The sequence below is a fragment of the Dryocola clanedunensis genome (genome assembly GCF_038405435.1).
Lineage (GTDB): Bacteria > Pseudomonadota > Gammaproteobacteria > Enterobacterales > Enterobacteriaceae > Dryocola > Dryocola clanedunensis_A.
The window spans coordinates 791,637-811,824 of the sequence record NZ_JBBYHZ010000001.1 but is presented as its reverse complement, the minus strand read 5'-3'; the positions used below and the strand labels follow the sequence as shown (position 1 = coordinate 811,824).

Here is a 20,188-nt window from a genome sequence, read left to right as displayed (position 1 = left end):
CTATGTCTATGCCTGTCTTCATTCTAATTCATAATGTCTATTCTTTGCAGTGTCTTAAGGAAATTAATCCCGTGCGTAAGGGGGAAGTTATTAAATATATTTATTAAGTAATGATTAATATACACATTAAGCGTTGTAATATAATTTATTCATATGTAAATAATCCTGGGTGTTTTCCTATTTTAGGCGGGGGGAGCCGCAAGCTGCATTGACAGGTGTGGTTTTTTATATGATATTCACGAACTGGCGGGATGCCATATATTTTATTTGCGAATGGCAATTATATTTTTGTTTATGGACGACTCTGAGTGTGGTGGTAATGGATAAAATAGCGCCTGCGCATCTGTTCCTTTTATTGGGGATGCTCATTGTTTCTGGATGTTCATTTTCTCCAGGAACACATCTGGATGTCTCCGGAAAAGCGAAAGTTAACGCCGCAGACGCGCAGGCTAATATCGAAGATTTATTTAGCGTATATGCTATTACTCCTCAGCTTGTTGCCTCTCTTTCCACGGTGAAAGCCACCCCGCAAAATAATAGTTCGCTGGACAAGCAGGTGCAGGCATATGTCTATCGTATAGGCGTGGGCGATATTCTAACGGTTACGGTGTGGGATCATCCCGAACTGACGACGCCCGCCGGGCAGTACCGCAGCGCCAGCGATTCGGGAAACTGGGTGCAGGCCGACGGCACCATTTTCTATCCCTACGCGGGTAAAATTAAGGTGCAGGGGAAAACATTAGAACAGGTAAGGCAGGTATTAACCACTAAGCTTGCGCCCTGGATTGAATCCCCGCAGGTTGATGTCAGCATTGCCAGCTTCCACTCCCAAAAAGCCTATATCACAGGTGAGGTGGTAAAAAGCGGCCAGCAGCCCATTACCAACGTCCCCTTAACGATCATTGATGCCCTTAACCAGGCCGGTGGGCTGACGGAAGCCGCCGACTGGAATAATGCCGTACTGATCCATAAAGGCAATAAAGAGACGCTTTCAATGAAAGCGCTGCTTAAATCCGGCGACCTGATGCAAAACCGCTTATTGCTGGCGGGGGACGTTCTTTATATTCCCCGCAATGACGATCTGAAAATTTTTGTCATGGGTGAAGTAAATAAACAAACGGTGCTGAAAATGGACAGCAGCGGCATGACCCTTACCGAGGCGCTGGGCCATGCGCAAGGGATAAATCAGTCAACTTCGGATGCCACAGGTATTTTCGTCATTCGCGCTCAGAAAACCAAAGCAGAAGAGAATAAAATTGCCGCTATCTACCAGCTGGATGCCAGTGACGCCAGCGCCCTTGTGCTGGGGACGGGTTTCGAGCTTGAGCCTTATGACATCGTCTATGTCACCACTGCTCCGGTTGCCCGCTGGAACCGCGTCATTGCCCAGCTGGTGCCGACAATCAGCGGCGTGAAAGACATGACCGAGGCGGCAAGGCTTATCAGGAACTGGGGGGGCGGGTGATAAAGTCAGTGCTGGTTGTCTGCATGGGGAATATCTGCCGTTCCCCGATGGGGGAACGACTTTTGCGATCCCTGCTCCCCGGAATCGTTGTCAATTCGGTCGGGCTTGAGGCGCGGCCAGATATGCCGGTGGATGCCGTTATGAGTTCCGTTGCCCGCGAGAACGGCATGGATATAGCGGATCACCGGGCGGAGAAATTCACGCTCGAATCGGCTCTCCAGCACGATTTGATACTGGCCATGGAAAGCGGCCACCTGCGGCTTATCAAGCAGCTTTATCCGCAGCTAAGCGGCAGGTCTTTGCTGTTCAGCCAGATGGCGGGCCGGAATGATATTCCGGACCCTTATCAAAAAAGCAGAGAGTATTATCAAATTATCTATCAAACAATTAGCTATGCCGCTAATGCCTGGGGAAAAGCATTAGGCCCTTGAAACGTCACGGATGAACATTAATGAACCTGGAAAAGAATCTGCAAACCTTAATGAGCCGGGATGAGGAAATCGATCTCCTGAGCCTGCTGGCGCTGTTTTATGCAAATAAATATAAAATCATCTTTACAACGCTGGCATTTTTACTGCTTGCCTTTTTATATACCACTACGCAGAAGCCGGTATATAGCGCCAGCGTCTTAATCCAGGTTGAAAAAAATAGCGCCAACAGTCTGATCGGTAAATTCCTCAGCCCCTTTGATATGAATGCATCTTCTACCCCAACGGAAATTGGCATTCTGACTTCCCGGCGCGTCCTAAATCAAACGATTGCTGATTTAGGGTTGCAGATTGAAGTCACGCAGAAACAGGTGCCGGTAATTGGGGCGTTACTGGATTTATTTCAGGATACGACCGAAAAAAGCGTCCGCGTTGTTCAGTTTGATGTTCCACCGGAATATGAAGATGAAGCCTGGACGCTTACCGTCACGTCCCCGGACAGCTATAAACTGAGCTTCGCCGGAGCCGAGCCGCTGGTGGGCAAAACAAATCAGCCGGTAAGCGCAAACGGCATAAAAATTAATGTTGCGAGCATTGCTGCTCCTGCCGGGACAAAATTTAACCTGATCGAGCATTCGCGGTTTAATGTCACCCGCGATCTGCTTAAGCACCTGAATGCCGCCGAGCAGGGCAAAGAGAGCGGTCTGCTGAGCGTCACCTTTTCCGGCTTCGACAAGCGGAACAATATGCGCATCCTCAACAGTATCAGCCAGAATTACATGAAGGATAATATTGCGCGCAAGGCCGAAGAAACCTCCAAAAGCCTTGAGTTCGTGAATAATTTACTTCCCGGCACCCAGCAGCGGCTGCGTCAGGCTGACCAGAAGCTGCATCGGTTTATGCAGGTTAACGGCTCGGTGGATTTGCCCCTTGAGGCGAAAAATATCCTCGAGTCGCTGGTCACCCTTCAGGCGCAGCAAAATGAGCTGCAGCTTGCCAGAATCGAGCTTTCTAAGCATTACACCAAAGGTCATCCGCTCTACCGCTCGCTGATGGAAAAAGATGCCCTGCTTGAAAAAGAGAAGCGTGAACTAAACCAGCAGATCGCCACCATCCCTAAAACGCAGCAGGACTACGTCAGCATAAAGCGCGATGTGGAAGCAGAGCAGGAAATCTATATGCAGCTGCTGTCCAAACAGCAGGAGTTGAGCATTGCGAAGGCCAGCACGGTAGCGAACGTCAGGATTGTTGATGAAGCGGTCAGCGATCCGCTTCCCGTCGGCAGCAAGAAGGGGCTGATTCTGGTGCTCGGGGGCCTGTTCGGACTCGTGGTGTCCTGCGGCTGGTCTATGCTGATGCATATCCTGCGCGGCCCCCTTGATGATACGAAGCTCATTGAGAAGCGGGGCGTCAGCGTGCTGGGGTCCGTGCCGCTGAGCAAGTGGCTGTATGCCAAAACCCGACACCTGAAAAATAACCAGCATCCTGGCCGGGAAGACTGGCTGAGCAAAGCGCACCCGGAAGATCTGGCTATCGAAGCGCTGCGCAGCCTGCGTACCGGCATTTTTATCTCACTGGTGCACAAGCAGAACAAAAACATCATCATGATTTCCAGCGCCACCTCCGGCGTGGGAAAAACATTTATCAGCAGCAATCTGGCTGCGGTGATGGCGGACGCGGGAAAAAGCATTCTGCTGATTGACGCCGATCTTCGCCGTGGATACCTGCACGAGCTGCTTGGCATGCGTAAAACCCAGGGCGTGGCGGACATCCTGAAGGGCAGGCTCGACGCCGCTGAGGCCATTCAGACTACCGGCCATCCGGGGCTGGATTTTATCTCGACCGGGGAAAGCTCGGCGCACTCGTCGGAGCTTTTGATGAGCCAGCACTTTCTGCCGATGCTGACGTGGGCGCAGCAGCAGTACGACTACGTGATAATCGATACGCCGCCCATTTTGCCCATTACCGATGCGGCTATCGTCGCGCAGCACGTTGGCCTGGCGCTGCTGGTGCTGCGTTATAAAACCAATAACCTCAGGGATCTGGATATTGCGCTGAGCCGCTTTTCAAAGTGCAATATCACGCTGGATGGGGTGGTGTTTAACGCCGTTCACGAGGGCAGCCCCTCCGCCTACGGCCACAGCAACTATTCCGCACCACTATAGGTGCAATGCTTTTAATTCATTATTTTTGGCGCTGCGGCCCTCCTATAATGCGGCTCTCGTTTATCGCGGAGTTGTATAACCATGGCCGTGGCGTTAAGACGTTTTACGCCTTCAGTTGTTAACCGCATTCAGGTGCCCGTCCAGGTCGCCCTGTATGCGGGCTTATTTATCCTCGCCCAGTGGGCCGTTGACCGCTGGCATCTGCCGCTTCCTGCCAATATCGTCGGCATGTTATTGCTGCTGATGCTCATTATCTGCCGGGTTGTGCCGCTGAAGTGGGTGCGCGAAGGGTCGCGCTGGCTGCTGGCCGAAATGCTGCTCTTTTTTGTGCCCGCGGTGGTCGCGGTGGTCAATTACCTGCAGCTGCTGATGGTGGACGGCTGGCGGATATTTCTGGTCATTGCCATCAGCACCCTGCTGGTACTGGGGCTGACCGCGCTGGTGGTGGATAAGGTCTATCGCTTTGAGCTGGCCCGTGAAGCCCGCAGGCAGGCTCGCGGTGAATAAATTCCAGCTGAGCGTGCTGTGCCTGGTTATCACGCTGGTGCTCTACTACGCCAATAAAAAGCTCTACCGTCGCTTTCATAAATTACCCCTGATGCCGCTGGTCCTCACGCCGCTGCTGCTGGTGCTGATGCTGATTGTGGCGCATATCTCATACCAGAATTACATGGGGGAGTCGCGCTGGCTGATGTGGCTGCTCGGCCCGGCCACTATCGCCTTCGCGGTGCCGGTCTATGACAATCTTCACGTTATTAAGCGTCACTGGATGTCCCTGACCGCGGGCGTGGTCACCGCCACGGTGGTCGCCGTCACCAGTTCGGTCTGGCTGGCGCGCCTGTTTACGCTCTCTGAAGTTATCCAGCGCAGCCTTGCCGTTCGCTCCATCACTACGCCTTTCGCGCTGGCGGCGGCAAAGCCCATCGGCGCGCAGCCGGAGCTGGTGGCGCTCTTCGTAGTGATCACCGGGGTGTTTGGTATGGCGGTGGGGGACGTCCTGTTTCTGCGTCTTTCCATTCGTGCCGGGATGGCGAAAGGTGCGGGGTTTGGGGCGGCTTCTCACGGTGCCGGGACCGCGCGCTCCTATGAAATTGGGCCGGAAGAGGGCGTGGTTGCCAGCCTGGTGATGATGCTGTCCGGGGTCGTGATGGTGGTTGGCGCGCCGGTGATTGGCTGGCTGATGTTTTAAAGAACCCGGCGCAGAGCGCGCCGGGATAGAGAGCTTAGTGAGCGCGGCCCTGTTCAATGCCGATCCCGGTCTGGGAACGGATGAACTGGGCGCGGAACTTCTCGCGTTCCAGATTGCCTTCCGGGCTGTTATCGGTCGCCGAGAAGACCCAAATCCCCACAAACGCCACCAGAATCGAGAACAGCGCCGGGTATTCGTACGGGAAGATAGCCGTCGCGTGGCCCAGAACCTGCACCCATACCGTCGGGCCGAGGATCATCAGAATCACCGCCGTCAGCAGGCCGAGCCAGCCGCCAATCATCGCGCCGCGCGTGGTCAGCTTCGACCAGTACATGGACAGCAGGATAATCGGGAAGTTACAGCTCGCGGCGATGGAGAAGGCCAGCCCCACCATGAAGGCGATGTTCTGCTTCTCGAACAGAATGCCCAGCGCAATGGCGACCACGCCGAGGATCAGCACGGTGATTTTCGAGACGCGAATTTCGTCGCGCTCGGAAGCCCCTTTGCGGAACACGTTGGCGTACAGGTCGTGGGAAACCGCAGAAGCGCCCGCCAGCGTCAGCCCTGCTACCACCGCCAGAATCGTGGCGAAGGCGACCGCAGAGATAAAGCCGAGGAACAGGTTTCCGCCCACCGCGTCCGCAAGGTGAACTGCCGCCATGTTGTTACCGCCGATAAGCGCGCCCGCCGCGTCTTTAAACGCCGGATTCGCACCGACCAGCATGATCGCGCCAAAGCCGATGATAAAGGTCAGAATGTAGAAGTAACCCATAAAACCGGTGGCGTAGAGCACGCTTTTACGCGCCTCGCGGGCATCGCTGACCGTGAAGAAGCGCATCAGAATGTGCGGCAGACCGGCCGTACCGAACATCAGGCCAAGGCCCAGGGACAGGGCAGAAATCGGATCTTTCACCAGCCCGCCGGGGCTCATGATGGCCTCACCTTTCGGATGCACCGCCATCGCCTCGGCGAAGAGATTGTTAAAGCTGAAGCCGACGTGCTTCATCACCATAAAGGCCATGAAGCTCGCGCCGAACAGCAGCAGAACGGCTTTGATAATCTGTACCCAGGTGGTGGCGAGCATGCCGCCAAACAGCACGTACATCACCATCAGCACGCCTACCAGCACCACGGCAACGTGGTAGTTCAGGCCAAACAGCAGCTCGATAAGCTTACCGGCCCCGACCATCTGCGCGATGAGATACAGCGCGACAACAACCAGTGAACCGCAGGCGGAAAGCGTACGAATCGGCCCCTGTTTAAGGCGGTACGATGCGACATCGGCAAAGGTGTAACGCCCAAGATTTCGCAGGCGTTCGGCAATCAGGAACAGAATGATCGGCCAGCCGACCAGGAAGCCCAGCGAGTAGATCAGGCCGTCGTAGCCGGAGGTATACACCAGCGCGGAAATGCCGAGGAACGACGCCGCCGACATAAAGTCGCCCGCTATCGCCAGCCCGTTCTGGAAGCCGGTAATATTGCCGCCCGCAGTGTAATAATCGCTGCGCGAACGGGTCTTTTTCGAGGCCCAGTAGGTGATGTAGAGCGTCAGGGCGACGAAAATAACGAACATGATAATCGCCTGCCAGTTGGTCGGCTGGCGCTGCACGTCGCCGGTAATGGCGTCGGCGGCCAGCACGGTAACGGGCAGGGCAAGGAGGGGAGCCGTAAGGGCGGTAAGAAGACGCTTCATGATGCTTTTACCTCGCGCAGGACATCCACCTCGCGTATGACGTCATGGGTCAGACGGTCAAATTCGCCGTTGGCCCGCCAGACGTAAACCGCCGTCAGCACAAAAGAAATAATAATCACCCCGATCCCGATCGGAATGCCTCTGGTGACGGTAGTCCCGGCGTGCAGAGGCGTGCCCAGCCAGCCGGGGGCGAAAGCAATCAGCAGGATAAATCCAACGTAAATCACCAGCATAATCAGTGACAGGATGGTGGCAAACCGTTGCCTTTTAGCGACCAGCTCCCTGAAATGCGCACTTTCTTCTATCCGTTGATAAATGAGGTCATTCATCACAGAGTCTCCAGAGGTAGGGTTATTTTTATGTCCCTCCTCACCTGCAGAAAGCCGCAGGGTGGATAAGCGAAGCGCCATCCGCGCAAGAAAGTGGCGGATGACGCTTCGCTTATCCGCCCTACAGCGTCAGATGAGAGGGCGGATCAACTACAGAGTGGTTATGAAGGCATGGTTAAGGCTTGTTTCTCTTCCAGCAGCTTTTCAACGACGCCCGGATCGGCAAGCGTTGAGGTATCGCCAAGGTTGCTGGTATCTCCGGCGGCAATTTTGCGCAGAATGCGGCGCATAATCTTGCCGGAGCGGGTTTTCGGCAGCGAGTCGGTCCAGTGCAGAATATCCGGCGTGGCAAGCGGGCCTATTTCCTTACGTACCCAGTTGCGCACTTCGGTATACAGCTCCGGCGTCGGCTCTTCGCCGTGGTTTAGCGTGACGTAGGCATAAATCGCCTGGCCTTTGATATTGTGCGGGATGCCAACGACGGCGGCTTCGGCAACCTTCGGATGCGATACCAGCGCGGATTCGATTTCTGCCGTTCCCAGACGGTGCCCGGAGACGTTTAACACGTCGTCCACGCGGCCAGTTATCCAGAAATAGCCGTCTTCGTCGCGACGGGCACCATCACCGCTAAAATACATATTTTTGAAGGTGGAGAAGTAGGTCTGCTCGAAGCGTTCATGATCGCCAAACAGGGTACGCGCCTGGCCGGGCCAGGAGTCAGTAATCACCAGGTTGCCCTCGGTTGCGCCCTGCTGCGGATTGCCTTCATTGTCTACCAGCGCGGGCTGCACGCCGAAGAATGGCCGCGAAGCAGACCCGGCTTTCAGCTCCGTGGCGCCCGGCAGCGGGGTGATCATAAAGCCGCCGGTTTCGGTCTGCCACCAGGTGTCCATCACCGGGCATTTTTCGTTACCGATTTTCTTCCAGTACCACTCCCACGCTTCCGGGTTGATCGGCTCACCGACGGAGCCGAGGATCCGCAGCGTTGAACGGTCGGTCCCTTCAATGGCTTTATCCCCTTCGGCCATCAGCGCGCGGATGGCGGTTGGTGCGGTATAGAGGATATTCACCTTATGCTTGTCGACCACCTGCGCCATGCGGTTCGGGGCAGGCCAGTTCGGCACGCCTTCAAACATCAGCGTGACGGCACCGCAGGCGAGCGGGCCATACAGCAGATAGCTGTGCCCGGTGACCCAGCCCACGTCGGCGGTACACCAGTAAACGTCGCCCGGATGGTAGTCAAAGACGTATTTGAAGGTGGTGGCCGCATAGACCAGATAGCCGCCGGTGGTGTGCAGCACGCCCTTCGGCTTGCCGGTCGAACCAGAGGTGTAGAGGATAAACAGCGGGTCCTCCGCGTTCATTTCTACCGGCTGGTGGTGAGCACTCGCTTTCTCTACCAGTTCGTTCCACCACAGGTCGCGGCCCTCATGCCATTCGACGCTGCCGCCGGTACGCTTGAGCACCACGACGTGCTCGACGGTTTTCACATTCGGGTTTTTCAGCGCGTCATCAACGTTCTTTTTCAGCGGAATAGAGCGACCGGCACGGATGCCCTCATCGGCAGTAATAACCAGGCGTGAGCTGGAGTCGATAATACGTCCCGCCACGGCCTCCGGGGAGAATCCGCCGAAGATAACGGAATGCACGGCGCCGATTCGCGCGCAGGCGAGCATCGCCACGGCGGCTTCCGGCACCATCGGCATATAAATCGCTACCACGTCGCCTTTCCTGATGCCCAGCTCTACCAGGGTATTGGCAAAACGGCAGACATCGCGATGCAGCTCGCGGTAGGTAATGTTTTTGCTCTGGGTGGCGTCATCGCCTTCCCAGATAATCGCCGTCTGGTCGCCGCGCTCTTTAAGGTGGCGATCCAGGCAGTTGGCGGCCAGGTTCAGCGTGCCGTCTTCATACCAGCGAATAGAGATGTTTCCCGGTGCGAAGGAGGTGTTTTTCACCTTCTGGTAGGGTTTGATCCAGTCGAGGATTTTCCCCTGTTCGCCCCAGAACGCGTCCGGGTCGTGAACCGACTGCTGGTACATGGACTGGTATTGTTCGGGATTTATCAGGCAGTGTTCCGCAATATTTGCGGGAATGGCGTGTTTGTGTAGTTGTGTCATGGCTTTTTTTCTCCTTGAAGTTGTTAATAATATGTCACGCAAACGTTAATTGTAGGGGCTTAAGCAGCTTTGTTTACTTTTTGGGCGACAGATCACGCATTAATTCATTTGTCGAAATATCCAACAAACAGATGATTCTGGAGAAATAATTCACAACACGAATAAATTGAAAATGAAACAGATAAATACATTTTATAACAGCAGGTTAGCGCAGAAGATTTATCTAAAGTCCTGTTTGTGTGGTCATTTGCAGTGTATATCCCTGAAATTGCAGGGTTGCGCAGCACGCCGTACAAATGATACTCATAACGCCGCTTGAAAAAGCCCCTCGTAATACCTGACGTATGTCTTACCCCTTTCAGTTTGTGACGTTCTCACAGGTCTACAGCGTGGGAACGGCGTTTTATTGAGGAATAAAATCGTTATGAAACAACCTAAGGTCAGCCTCGCCTGGCAAATTTTGCTCGCGTTAGTGCTGGGTATCGCGCTGGGAAGCGTCCTGCATTATCAAAGTGACAGCCGTGAATGGCTTATCACCAACCTGCTCTCTCCGGCAGGGGATATCTTTATTCACCTGATCAAAATGATTGTTGTACCGATCGTTATCTCGACCCTGATAGTCGGGATTGCAGGCGTGGGCGACGCTAAACAGCTTGGGCGAATCGGTGCGAAAACCATTCTTTATTTCGAAGCGATCACGACGGTTGCCATCATCCTGGGGATTACCCTTGCCAACGTGTTCCAGCCGGGACACGGCATTGATATGTCGCAGCTTGCCAGCGTGGATATTTCGAAATACGAACACACCGCTCAGGATGTACAGAGCCACGCCCACGGCCTGATGGGGACGATTCTTTCCCTGGTGCCGACTAACATCATCGCCTCCATGGCGAAGGGCGACATGCTGCCGATCATCTTCTTCTCGGTGCTGTTTGGCCTGGGCCTGTCGTCGCTGCCGTCGGCGCACCGGGAGCCGCTGGTGACGGTGTTCCGCTCTATCTCAGAAACCATGTTCAAAGTGACACACATGGTGATGCGATACGCCCCGATCGGCGTCTTCGCGCTGATTTCGGTGACGGTGGCTAACTTTGGTTTTGCTTCGCTGTGGCCGCTGCTTAAGCTGGTGCTGCTGGTGTACTTCGCGATTCTCTTCTTCGCGCTGATGGTGCTGGGCGCGGTGGCGCGCCTGTGCGGCCTGCGAATTCTCATTTTGATACGGATTCTCAAAGACGAACTCATTCTGGCATACTCCACCGCCAGCTCAGAAAGCGTGCTGCCACGCATCATTGAAAAGATGGAAGCCTACGGCGCGCCTGCCTCCATCACCAGCTTCGTGGTGCCGACCGGCTACTCCTTTAACCTCGATGGCTCAACGCTTTACCAGAGCATTGCGGCAATCTTCATCGCCCAGCTGTACGGCATCGAGCTGTCCCTGGGGCAGGAAATTCTGCTGGTGCTGACGCTGATGGTGACGTCAAAAGGCATTGCGGGCGTGCCGGGCGTCTCGTTCGTCGTACTGCTGGCTACGCTGGGGAGTGTGGGCATTCCGCTGGAAGGTCTGGCCTTTATCGCGGGCGTGGACCGCATCCTCGATATGGCGCGTACCGCGCTTAACGTGGTGGGCAACGCGCTGGCGGTGCTGGTTATCGCCAAGTGGGAGCATAAGTTCGACGCGAAAAAAGCCGCCGCTTATGAACGGGAGATGCTGGGGAAATACTCGGATAAAGCAAATACTTAAAGGCTATAAAAAGTGAAGCAGGGCGGGCAAGCATGCGCTTCTCCCGCCCTGATTTTTTTGGTGGGCGCACTCTCGCTTATCCACCCTTCGAAACTACTCGATCTGACTTATTGCGTCACAACCTGCCAGCTATCATCAGGGTCAAAGGCGGTGATAGCTTCCACTTTCTTCGCCGTCTCTTCGCCTAAGTCAGCCTGATAAACCTGGTCCTGGCTATCGACAATAAAGGTGGCAACGCCCGTCTCTCCGTAGGTCACCGGCCAGGCAATCATCGCGAAGCCGTCGGTCATCCTGCCCTCTTTCAGGTACTGTTTTTCCCCACCCTCGGCTTTGGCTCCCTGCGCGGTCAGGATGCGGAAATGGTAACCGTGGTAGCCCATGCCCGGCTGTTCAGGGCTGAAGGCCGGGCCTAACGGGCTTGGGGCTTCCCCGGCAGAAACAGGCCAGTAGAGCCCGTCTTTTTTGCCCTCGCTGCTCAGGAATTTCTGCGCGTAGGCCTGGTTAAGCTGATAATAATCCTGCTGCGCGGCGACGTAGGCATGTGCGGCTTCGATAGCCGACAGCTCATTGCGGCCAATCGTGCGGGTGAGGATTTCATCCGCCGCACCCTGCATATTGAAATGCCAGCCTTTGTCCGTTTTGACTATCGGCAGGGGCAGCTGCCAGTCTTCTTTGCCGACGTTGAGATGCGCGACGTGGCCCTGCTGCTCAATACGATGGCCCCGATCCCAGTCGCGCAGGAAGCGGGCTACCGCCGCCGGGTCTACCCCTTCTGGCGGCAGGACCTGCTGCCAGTTGTCACCCAGTAATGAGATGAGCGCGGCTCGATCCTGTTTTTTAATCGCCTCGTGAAGCGCGACAGAAGCCTGGTCAGGCGTGGTAAACGCCTGTTGTGCCTGGGCGAAAAGCGGAAGCATCAACAGGGAAAGCGCGCTTAAAGACAGAAACTTTTTCATTATCCTTTCCCTTCTTAACGGCGATGAAATTCGCGATGTTCTGGCGCTCGCTCGCGCACCGCGGCCCGATTCTGACCGCTAAAGCTGGCGTGCTGCAGGCTTTGCGTCCCGCGCTGGTGCTGGGCCTGCCAGGACGGCGATCGGCTGTCGTTGCCGCTTAGCGCATTGCTGCGGAAGGAGTTGATGTGCTGCTGACGCTGCTCAGGCGTGGCGCTGGCGACATGGTTCCTCACAGACTCACGATGCTGCTGCTGTTGCTGCGTCGGGTGTTTCACCTGGTTTTTCACCGCATCACGATGCTGCTGCTGCGCCGCGGTCGGATTTTTAACCTGATTCTTCACCGCCTCACGATGCTGCTGCTGCGTCGCGGTTGGGTTTTTCAGCTGATTGCGCGCCGCTTCACGACGGGCATCCTGGCTACCGGAATCATAGCCCCGGTAGTTATTACGCTGGGCAATCTGGCTGAGTTGTTTTGAGGCATTATCGCGCTGCACGTCGCGGGAAACGTTGGAAAGGCTTTTACCCTGCGGGTTAAGGCCGGTGCTGTGCTGAAGCTGCTGCATTGCGGCCTGACGCTGGCTGTCCCGCGTCACTGGCCCGTGCTGCGTGGCGCTCAGGCCGCCCGCGACGTTAGTCTGATGGTAGCGCTGAGCAACGGCACCGTTCTGGTAAGGCACGCCGTCCCGGAAGGCAGGGTTGTGCTGCCAGTGAACCGGCCCGCCGTTATCCGTCAGGTGGCCACCGGTTATCCGGTTGTAATTATTGACGTTAACGTTGATGTTATTGCCGCTGTTGTAGTTACCGTCGTGATGGTGGTAGTCGTCATCATCATGGTGATGATGGTAATCATCGTCGTCGTGCCAGTCGATGCTGCTGAACAGGGCGTAGGTGGTGGCGACGCCAAGGCTGTAGCCAAAGCCGCGGACCAGGCTGTCGGTGAACTGCTCCCCCGGAGGCGGCGGCAGGTAAACTGGCGGATAGCTGGTGTTCGGCCAGCTGCCATAAACCGTTGATGGGTTGTAATTTGGGACGTAAACCACCTGCGGATTAGCCGGCTCGATAGTAATGACCTGCGGTGCCGGAGCGCTGCTGGCCGTGGCAGCCGGGGCTGGCGCGCTGCTTTTCTGAGCGGTGGTGTTGACGTTGTTCGTCTGATTCACCACCACCGGAGTGCTGGTAACCTTCTGTTCAGGCGTCGATTTCAGCGAGCCGGTCTGCTGGGCCAGCGCACGTAATTTCTGCACCGAATCCATCACGTCCTGCGGCTGCGCTAAAAACGCATCGCCAAGATTCTGCACCCACTGCGGGTTTTCACCGAGCAGCGCCATCAGCTGCGGGAAGGCCACCAGTGATTTAACGCTGGGATCCCAGGGCTGGTTCGACACAGCCTGAATAGCCGCATCCCCTTGCAGAGTGGGGTTATCCTGCGACCACTGCACCGCCTGAACCACGTTTGCCGGATAGGTCGAAGCCATGAGCACCTGGGAAAGAAGGGCGTCAGGATAAAGGGCGACAGGGGCAACCCACTGGTCGAGCTGCGCGGTAGTATAAGCGGGCGCTGCTGGCGCTGGCACCGTCGTTGGAGCCGGTGTCGTCACGGGCTGCGTGGCAGGCTGAGCCGTCGTGGCTGGTGCCGGTGTCACCGTCTCGGGCGCACGGCTTTTGACATAAAGCACACCTGAAGCCGCAAGAATACCGGCGCTGCAAAGCAGGGTGAGAATGTGAGGCTTGAAAGGCAACTTCATTTTATTTCTCCCGGAGCGGCAGAGATCCAGTGCGTGTAAGCAAAAATTTGCCAGATGGCATAAGTATGGAAGGGAGTGAGTATATTGCTCACGGTTATTTATTGTTTGACGATAACAGGGATCGCATGACGTGCCGGGGAGGCGTTGTGAAGGGGATAACGGCCCTGATGATGGCTCACCGGGGCCGTTTGGTACTATCAGCCCGCTGCGCTTTCGCGCAGGCTGGCCTTCAGCTTGCTGTACTCATCAATCACGTACTGCTCTGCTGCCCGCTGATCGGCAATCTTTTCTACACGCACGGCGCAGTACTTATACTCCGGCGTTTTGGTAATCGGGCTGAGGTTTTCCGTCACCAGCTCGTTACAGGCACCGATCCACCACTGGTAGGTCATGTACACCGCGCCTTTATTAGGGCGTTCACTCACGTTTGCACGCGTAATGACTTTCCCTTTGCGCGAATGCACCCAGATCAGCGCTTCATCCTCAATGCCCAGACGAGCGGCATCGTCGATATGAATCTGCGCATAGCCAGGCTCATCCGCCAGCGCTGCCAGCGCGGCGCAGTTACCGGTCATCGAACGGCAGGAGTAATGGCCCACTTCCCTCACCGTCGACAGCACCATTGGGTACTCTTCGGTGATGCGATCGACTGGCGGCGCCCAGTCGCAGGTGAAGAACTGGCCCAGGCCGTTTTCGCGGTCGAACTTGCCGTCATAGAGGAAGGAAGTCCCCTGGTCCGACTCATCGGTATCGCGGCATGGCCACTGGATATACCCCAGCTCGCCCATCTTCTCGTAGGTCGCACCAAAGAAGTCCGGGCAAAGGTTACGCAACTCGTCCCAGATTTCCTGGGTGTTGTTGTAATGCATTTCGTAACCCATGCGGGTGGCGATTTCGCTGATGATCTGCCAGTCCGTTTTCAGGTCCCACTTTGGCTCCACCGCTTTAAAGAAGCGCTGGAAACCGCGGTCGGCGGCGGTGTAAACACCTTCATGTTCACCCCAGGAGGTGGACGGCAAAATCACATCGGCGGCCGCCGCGGTTTTGGTCATGAAGATATCCTGCACGATGACCAGCTCCATATCGGCAAACGCCTGACGAACCGCTGAAAGTTCCGCATCCGTTTGCAGCGGATCCTCACCCATAATATAGGCCGCATGCACTTCGCCGTGCGCAACGCGGTGAGGGATCTCACTGATACGGTAACCCGTGTGCGCCGGTAATGACGGCACGCCCCAGGCTTTGGCGAACTTCTCGCGGCTCTTTTCGTCCTTCACGTACTGGTAGCCCGGATAGGTATCCGGCAGCGCGCCCATATCGCAGGCACCCTGAACGTTGTTCTGGCCGCGCACCGGGTTAACGCCGACGTTGGCCTTGCCAAGGTTACCGGTCATCAGCGCAAGGCTGGTCAGCGAGCGCACGGTTTCCACGCCCTGATAGAACTGGGTAACACCCATGCCCCACAGGATGGTCGCCGTTTTTGCATTCGCGTACATACGTGCCGCCGTGCGGATATCAGCAGCCTTCAGGCCGGTTATCTCCTCCACGGATTCAGGCGTGTAGCCCTCCACAATTTTACGGTACTCATCGAAGCCTTCAGTACGCTCCGCCACGAAGGCCTTGTCGTACAGATTCTCTTCGATGATCACATGCCCAATCGCGTTAAGCAGGGCGATGTTAGATCCATTTTTCAGCTGCAAATGGAGGTCGGCGATACGCGCGGTTTCAATTTTACGCGGATCGATAACCACAATTTGCGCCCCTTTCTGCTTCGCGCGAATGACGCGATTTGCCACGATAGGGTGTGAATCAGCTGGGTTATACCCGAAGACAAAGACTAAATCGGTATCCTCAATCTCGACGATTGAGTTGCTCATAGCGCCGTTACCGACCGACTGGTGCAGACCTGCAACCGATGGGCCGTGTCAGACGCGTGCGCAGCAGTCAACGTTATTAGTACCAATAACGGCGCGCGCAAATTTTTGCATGATGTAGTTAGTCTCGTTGCCCGTACCACGGGATGAACCCGTGGTCATGATGGCATCCGGGCCATGCTTCGCTTTGATTTCGCTAAGGCGAGTGCTCACATAGTTCAGCGCCTCATCCCAGCTTACGGATTCAAGCTTTCCGCCTTTCTGGCGGCGGATCATTGGCGATTTCAGGCGCGGGGTGAGGATTTTAGTATCATTAATGAAATCCCAGCCGTAATAGCCTTTCAGGCACAGATCGCCCTGATTGGTCTTACCCTGCGCGCCTTCCGCCTTGACGATTTTGCCGTTATCGACCACGAGGTTGATTTTGCAACCCGAGGCGCAATAGGGGCAAACCGTGACGACTTTTTTCATCGTGTTGCTCCAGTCAATGCTAAAGGGTGTGACGCCTGTAGATTCGTCACATCTACCCGGGTAATGCATTATCTATGCCACATCAACATGAGGGGTATTTGCCCATGCTGCATGGAGCAATGCGCAGGAAGCCTGACGAAAACCACCACATCGTCAAAAATGACGTGACGAGCAGCCCGCCCTTTGTGACGCTGGTTGAATATTCAGCACGCGCAGTTGCCATTTATGCGGCACTCCTTCAACAATCACCCACACTCTTACCATCCCCTGGCCTCCTCCCCGGAGAAAATAATGAAACCTGTGATACTGGTGGTGGATGACGATCTGGCGATTTGCGAGGTGCTGCGCGATACGCTCAATGAGCACGTTTTTGCGGTGACGGTTTGTCATACGGGCAACGAGGCGCTGAAGGCGATTGCCGGGCAGCCAGACATCGCGCTGGTTCTGCTGGATATGATGCTGCCGGATATTAACGGCCTACAGGTTTTACAGCAGATCCAGCGGCAGCGGCCCGAATTGCCGGTGGTAATGCTGACCGGGCTGGGAAGTGAGTCAGACGTGGTGGTCGGGCTGGAAATGGGGGCGGATGATTACATCGGCAAACCTTTCAATCCGCGGATTGTTGTTGCCCGCCTGAAAGCCGTTTTGCGGCGCACGGGCGTGCTGGCGACAGAAACTGTGCCACAGAGAGGCAGGGGGCTACAGTTTAACGGCTGGCGCCTGGACAGGGATCGTTGCCAGCTTTTCGATCCCCATGCGGCTCAGGTGGATCTTACTCAAGGAGAGTACGGGCTGCTGCTGGCACTTATTCAAAATGCCCGAAAGGTTTTATCACGCGAAAAGCTACTTGAGTTAACGCACGGTGAAACGATGGATATCTTCGACAGAACGATTGATGTTCTCATTATGCGGCTGCGCAGAAAAATAGAGGTGAATCCGCATCAGCCCACTTTAATAAGAACCGTTCGCGGCGTGGGTTATGTATTTGCCGCAGACATTATTCATTCTGAAAATAACGCCGCGTAAAATATTTATGTCAAGAATGGGTGCTTAAGACTTCTCCCTTACCCGTCACAAGTTGGGCGGGGCGAACCCCGCCCGTTGAGCGCTAGCCCGCGAATGAGCAGGCCAGCTTAGCCACCACCTCCTGATTGTCGCTCCTTATTTTCACCTCACATAAATTGCGGCGCGTTAATAAGGTTATGACTATTATTGTTACGCAAACAATTAACAGACACAGGACAACAGATTTTGTTGGCTTCATGCCTCTTCTCCTTGCCTTGCGGCGAATAAGAGGCTAATCTCAACTTGCTTGGAGTTGAGGGATAGCCTCGGGTTAACGTTAAAGTTGCCCGGGGCTTTCTTTTTCCTGCGTTTCAGGAATATCCCTCACTATGCTCAGGACAGAAAGCCCTAAGCACCCGCGATGTAGTTTACCGACTATTTAAATATTTGGAATGGATAACCTGATGTAATTATCCGTAGAGGGATTTCATTGTTTTCTGAACATACTTCGCATAAATTTCAGAACCAATTAACTTAATGAATAAGTTATCTGGGAATATTGTCTGAGGTGTTATTACTCGATCGCGTAGCTGTCAGAATGGGTGCTTAAGACTTCTCCCTTTTCCGTCACAAGTTGGGCGGGGCGAACCCCGCCCGTTGAGCGCTAGTCCGCGAATGGGCAGGCCAGCTTAGCCACCACCTCCTGATTGTCGCTCCTTATTTTCACCTCACATAAATTGCGGCGCGTTAATAAGGTTATGACTATTATTGTTACGCAAACAATTAACAGACACAGGACAACAGATTTTGTTGGCTTCATGCCTCTTCTCCTTGCCTTGCGGCGAATAAGAGGCTAATCTCAACTTGTTGGGAGTTGAGGGATAGCCTCGGGTTAACGTTAAAGTTGCCCGGGGCTTTCTTTTTCCTGAGGTTCAGGAATATCCCTCGCCATGCTCAGGACAGAAAGCCCTAAGCACCCGCGATGTAGTTTACCGACTATTTAAATATTTGGAATGGATAACCTGATGTAATTATCCATGGATAGATTTCATTATTTTCTGGACCAACTTCGCATAATATTCATAATCAATTAGCTTAGTGAATAAGTTATCGGGAAATATTGGCTGAAGTGTTATTACTCGATCGCGTAGCTGTCAGAATGGGTGCTTAAGACTTCTCCCTTATCCCTCACAAGTTGGGCGGGGCGAACCCCGCCCGTTGAGCGCTAGCCCGCGAATGAGCAGGCCAGCTTAGCCACCACCTCCTGATTGTCGCTCCTTATTTTCACCTCACATAAATTGCGGCGCGTTAATAAGGTTATGACTATTATTGTTACGCAAACAATTAACAGACACAGGACAACAGATTTTGTTGGCTTCATGCCTCTTCTCCTTGCCTTGCGGCGAATAAGAGGCTAATCTCAACTTGTTCGGAGTTGAGGGATAGCCTCGGGTTAACGTTAAAGTTGCCCGGGGCTTTCTTTTTCCTGAGGTTCAGGAATATCCCTCGCCATGCTCAGGACAGAAAGCCCTAAGCACCCGCGATGTAGTTTACTGGTAATTTAAATATTTGGAATGGATAACCTGATGTAATTATCCATGGGTAGATTTCATTATTTTCTGGACCAACTTCGCATAATGTTCATAACCAATTAGCTTAGTGAATAAGTTATCGGGAAATATTGGCTGAAGTGTTATTACTCGATCGCGTAGCTGTCAGAATGGGTGCTTAAGACTTCTCCCTTTTCCCTCACAAGTTGGGCGGGGCGAACCCCGCCCGTTGAGCGCTAGCCCGCGAATGGGCAGGCCAGCTTAGCCACCACCTCCTGATTGTCGCTCCTTATTTTCACCTCACATAAATTGCGGCGCGTTAATAAGGTTATGACTATTATTGTTACACAAACAATTAACAGACACAGGACAACAGATTTTGTTGGCTTCATGCCTCTTCTCCTTGCCTTGCGGCGAATAAGAGGCTAATCTCAACTTGTGTGGAGTTGAGGGATAGCCTCGGGTTAACGTTAAAGTTGCCCGGGGCTTTCTTTTTCCTGAGTTCCAGGAATATCCCTCGCCATGCTCAGGACAGAAAGCCCTAAGCACCCGCGATGTAGTTTACTGGGAATTTAAATATTTGTAATGGATAGCCTGATGTAATTTAGTGCCAGCTATTACATATTTCTGGAACCTGTTTCGCATATTAGCTATTACTTAAAAAAGTAATAATATTTGTGTTTAATCCATAAAGCGCCAAAATTCTGCAGTGATGTCTGGATAATTAAAAGTACTGACGATACTCATTGCACAACAGAAGCCGCGCCGGTTCGTCTTCGATAACGGCATTAAAGCGTTCCAGCGGCTTCAGGAAACGGTTATCGCGATCGTCGTCATTGATTGTCGACACCTCGCCGACCAGCACGTCGCCGTAGCCAGATTCCCCCCAGAAACTGTGATAGACGCCGGGTACAAGGCAGATGCTTTCCCCTGGTGAAAGGCGCACCTGGCTTCCCGCCGCGACGGTCTGGCGGCAGCCGTCGATAACTACCGTGACGTCACTCTCTTCCGGTTGTTCAAACTGGTCTGCATTCCACAGTTCGACAATCAGATTGCCGCCGCCGCGATTGATAATGTCCTCGCGTTTACGCCAGTGGAAATGCATCGGGGTAAGCTGCCCTTCACGGACGTGCATGATTTTCTCTGCGTAACATTTAGGGTAGGGCGCACCCTCCGGCGAGCCGTTACGCAAGGTGAACAGCGTCAGCCCCTGCGCCAGAAAATCGTGGCCGCCAAAGGCCGTCACGTCCCAGCCGAGTTTTAGATCGAACACTTCCTGCCAGAGTTCTTTATCCAGCTGCTGCCATTTCGTCAGGTCGTATGCGGCGAAGGGAGGCAAATGTACGTCGTGCTGCATAAAAAATTCACGAGTCCGGGACAGGATCTGATTCACTTCTGAACGTTTCATTAGGCTGTATTTCCCCATCCTGATGTCTGATGGCGCTGCGCTTATCAGACCT

Annotated in this window: 18 protein-coding genes; 7 read left to right on the top strand and 11 right to left on the bottom strand. The window is 54.4% G+C overall.

Going from position 1 to position 20,188, the window contains the following annotated elements; genetic code table 11:
- Window positions 1–319: 319 nt before the first annotated feature.
- The 5 genes from AAE045_RS03775 to AAE045_RS03755 all read left to right on the top strand — a co-directional run bounded on the left by AAE045_RS03775 (window position 320) and on the right by AAE045_RS03755 (window position 5,247).
- Complete coding sequence (locus AAE045_RS03775; protein WP_455546520.1) at window positions 320–1,465, top strand: polysaccharide export protein; 1,146 nt, start codon at window positions 320–322, stop codon at window positions 1,463–1,465.
- Window positions 1,462–1,896: an arsenate reductase/protein-tyrosine-phosphatase family protein gene (locus AAE045_RS03770; protein WP_455546519.1), complete on the top strand. Its 435-nt coding sequence runs from the start codon at window positions 1,462–1,464 to the stop codon at window positions 1,894–1,896. Before AAE045_RS03775 ends, AAE045_RS03770 begins: the two co-directional genes overlap by 4 nt.
- A 20-nt stretch (window positions 1,897–1,916) precedes the next feature.
- Complete coding sequence (locus AAE045_RS03765; RefSeq protein WP_455546518.1) at window positions 1,917–4,058, top strand: polysaccharide biosynthesis tyrosine autokinase; 2,142 nt, start codon at window positions 1,917–1,919, stop codon at window positions 4,056–4,058.
- An 81-nt stretch (window positions 4,059–4,139) separates the two neighbouring features.
- Window positions 4,140–4,565 carry a CidA/LrgA family protein gene (locus AAE045_RS03760; RefSeq protein ID WP_455546517.1) on the top strand — a complete coding sequence of 142 codons (426 nt, stop codon included), beginning with the start codon at window positions 4,140–4,142 and terminating at the stop codon, window positions 4,563–4,565.
- A complete protein-coding gene (locus AAE045_RS03755; protein WP_455546516.1) occupies window positions 4,558–5,247 on the top strand; it encodes an LrgB family protein in 690 nt (229 codons plus the stop codon). Before AAE045_RS03760 ends, AAE045_RS03755 begins: the two co-directional genes overlap by 8 nt.
- A 34-nt stretch (window positions 5,248–5,281) precedes the next feature.
- On the opposite strand, the gene actP is transcribed toward AAE045_RS03755, so the two are convergent.
- The 3 genes from actP to acs form a co-directional block, all read right to left on the bottom strand.
- Window positions 5,282–6,943, bottom strand: a complete 1,662-nt coding sequence (gene actP / locus AAE045_RS03750; protein WP_455546587.1) for a cation/acetate symporter ActP — start codon at window positions 6,941–6,943, stop codon at window positions 5,282–5,284.
- Complete coding sequence (locus AAE045_RS03745) at window positions 6,937–7,269, bottom strand: DUF485 domain-containing protein (RefSeq protein ID WP_455546515.1); 333 nt, start codon at window positions 7,267–7,269, stop codon at window positions 6,937–6,939. Before AAE045_RS03745 ends, actP begins: the two co-directional genes overlap by 7 nt.
- Before the next feature lie 161 nt (window positions 7,270–7,430).
- Window positions 7,431–9,389, bottom strand: coding sequence for an acetate--CoA ligase (gene acs, locus AAE045_RS03740; protein WP_455546514.1), 1,959 nt, complete (start codon window positions 9,387–9,389; stop codon window positions 7,431–7,433).
- A 424-nt stretch (window positions 9,390–9,813) separates the two neighbouring features.
- On the opposite strand from acs, the gene gltP reads away from it, so the two are divergent.
- Window positions 9,814–11,127, top strand: a complete 1,314-nt coding sequence (gene gltP, locus AAE045_RS03735; RefSeq protein ID WP_455546513.1) for a glutamate/aspartate:proton symporter GltP — start codon at window positions 9,814–9,816, stop codon at window positions 11,125–11,127.
- Between the two features lie 107 nt (window positions 11,128–11,234).
- Here the strand turns inward: gltP and AAE045_RS03730 are convergent, their stop codons facing one another.
- From AAE045_RS03730 to fdhF, 3 genes are all read right to left on the bottom strand, one after another.
- A complete protein-coding gene (locus tag AAE045_RS03730) occupies window positions 11,235–12,083 on the bottom strand; it encodes a DUF2950 domain-containing protein (RefSeq protein WP_455546512.1) in 849 nt (282 codons plus the stop codon).
- Window positions 12,084–12,097: 14 nt separating this feature from the next.
- Window positions 12,098–13,828, bottom strand: a complete 1,731-nt coding sequence (locus tag AAE045_RS03725) for a DUF3300 domain-containing protein (protein ID WP_455546511.1) — start codon at window positions 13,826–13,828, stop codon at window positions 12,098–12,100.
- Window positions 13,829–14,025: 197 nt separating this feature from the next.
- The gene (gene fdhF / locus AAE045_RS03720) at window positions 14,026–16,173 is read right to left on the bottom strand and encodes a formate dehydrogenase subunit alpha (RefSeq protein ID WP_455546510.1); all 2,148 of its coding nucleotides are present in this window, start codon (window positions 16,171–16,173) and stop codon (window positions 14,026–14,028) included.
- 291 nt (window positions 16,174–16,464) lie between these two features.
- Between fdhF and AAE045_RS03715 the strand changes: the two genes are divergently transcribed.
- Window positions 16,465–17,199, top strand: a complete 735-nt coding sequence (locus tag AAE045_RS03715) for a response regulator transcription factor (protein ID WP_455546509.1) — start codon at window positions 16,465–16,467, stop codon at window positions 17,197–17,199.
- A gap of 82 nt (window positions 17,200–17,281) precedes the next feature.
- Here AAE045_RS03715 and AAE045_RS03710 read toward each other — a convergent pair whose 3' ends face one another.
- The 5 genes from AAE045_RS03710 to AAE045_RS03690 all read right to left on the bottom strand — a co-directional run bounded on the left by AAE045_RS03710 (window position 17,282) and on the right by AAE045_RS03690 (window position 20,136).
- A complete protein-coding gene (locus AAE045_RS03710) occupies window positions 17,282–17,437 on the bottom strand; it encodes a Hok/Gef family protein (protein WP_455546507.1) in 156 nt (51 codons plus the stop codon).
- Window positions 17,438–17,842: 405 nt separating this feature from the next.
- Window positions 17,843–17,998 (bottom strand): Hok/Gef family protein, encoded by a 156-nt coding sequence (locus AAE045_RS03705; RefSeq protein WP_455546508.1) that lies wholly within the window; start codon window positions 17,996–17,998, stop codon window positions 17,843–17,845.
- A gap of 405 nt (window positions 17,999–18,403) precedes the next feature.
- Window positions 18,404–18,559, bottom strand: a complete 156-nt coding sequence (locus AAE045_RS03700; RefSeq protein ID WP_455546507.1) for a Hok/Gef family protein — start codon at window positions 18,557–18,559, stop codon at window positions 18,404–18,406.
- Window positions 18,560–18,964: 405 nt separating this feature from the next.
- Window positions 18,965–19,120 (bottom strand): Hok/Gef family protein, encoded by a 156-nt coding sequence (locus AAE045_RS03695; protein WP_455546506.1) that lies wholly within the window; start codon window positions 19,118–19,120, stop codon window positions 18,965–18,967.
- 332 nt (window positions 19,121–19,452) lie between these two features.
- A complete protein-coding gene (locus AAE045_RS03690; RefSeq protein ID WP_455546505.1) occupies window positions 19,453–20,136 on the bottom strand; it encodes a D-lyxose/D-mannose isomerase in 684 nt (227 codons plus the stop codon).
- Window positions 20,137–20,188: the final 52 nt, after the last annotated feature.

Excerpts from the sequence above, each read along its gene's own strand:
- AAE045_RS03775 (WP_455546520.1), top strand. The coding sequence starts at position 320 with ATGGATAAAATAGCGCCTGCGCATCTGTTCCTTTTATTGGGGATGCTC.
- AAE045_RS03710 (WP_455546507.1), bottom strand. The coding sequence starts at position 17,437 with ATGAAGCCAACAAAATCTGTTGTCCTGTGTCTGTTAATTGTTTGCGTA.
- AAE045_RS03705 (WP_455546508.1), bottom strand. The coding sequence starts at position 17,998 with ATGAAGCCAACAAAATCTGTTGTCCTGTGTCTGTTAATTGTTTGCGTA.
- AAE045_RS03695 (WP_455546506.1), bottom strand. The coding sequence starts at position 19,120 with ATGAAGCCAACAAAATCTGTTGTCCTGTGTCTGTTAATTGTTTGTGTA.
- AAE045_RS03745 (WP_455546515.1), bottom strand. The coding sequence starts at position 7,269 with ATGAATGACCTCATTTATCAACGGATAGAAGAAAGTGCGCATTTCAGG.
- AAE045_RS03700 (WP_455546507.1), bottom strand. The coding sequence starts at position 18,559 with ATGAAGCCAACAAAATCTGTTGTCCTGTGTCTGTTAATTGTTTGCGTA.
- AAE045_RS03760 (WP_455546517.1), top strand. The coding sequence starts at position 4,140 with ATGGCCGTGGCGTTAAGACGTTTTACGCCTTCAGTTGTTAACCGCATT.
- AAE045_RS03715 (WP_455546509.1), top strand. The coding sequence starts at position 16,465 with ATGAAACCTGTGATACTGGTGGTGGATGACGATCTGGCGATTTGCGAG.
- AAE045_RS03765 (WP_455546518.1), top strand. The coding sequence starts at position 1,917 with ATGAACCTGGAAAAGAATCTGCAAACCTTAATGAGCCGGGATGAGGAA.
- acs (WP_455546514.1), bottom strand. The coding sequence starts at position 9,389 with ATGACACAACTACACAAACACGCCATTCCCGCAAATATTGCGGAACAC.
- AAE045_RS03725 (WP_455546511.1), bottom strand. The coding sequence starts at position 13,828 with ATGAAGTTGCCTTTCAAGCCTCACATTCTCACCCTGCTTTGCAGCGCC.
- gltP (WP_455546513.1), top strand. The coding sequence starts at position 9,814 with ATGAAACAACCTAAGGTCAGCCTCGCCTGGCAAATTTTGCTCGCGTTA.
- AAE045_RS03730 (WP_455546512.1), bottom strand. The coding sequence starts at position 12,083 with ATGAAAAAGTTTCTGTCTTTAAGCGCGCTTTCCCTGTTGATGCTTCCG.
- AAE045_RS03690 (WP_455546505.1), bottom strand. The coding sequence starts at position 20,136 with ATGAAACGTTCAGAAGTGAATCAGATCCTGTCCCGGACTCGTGAATTT.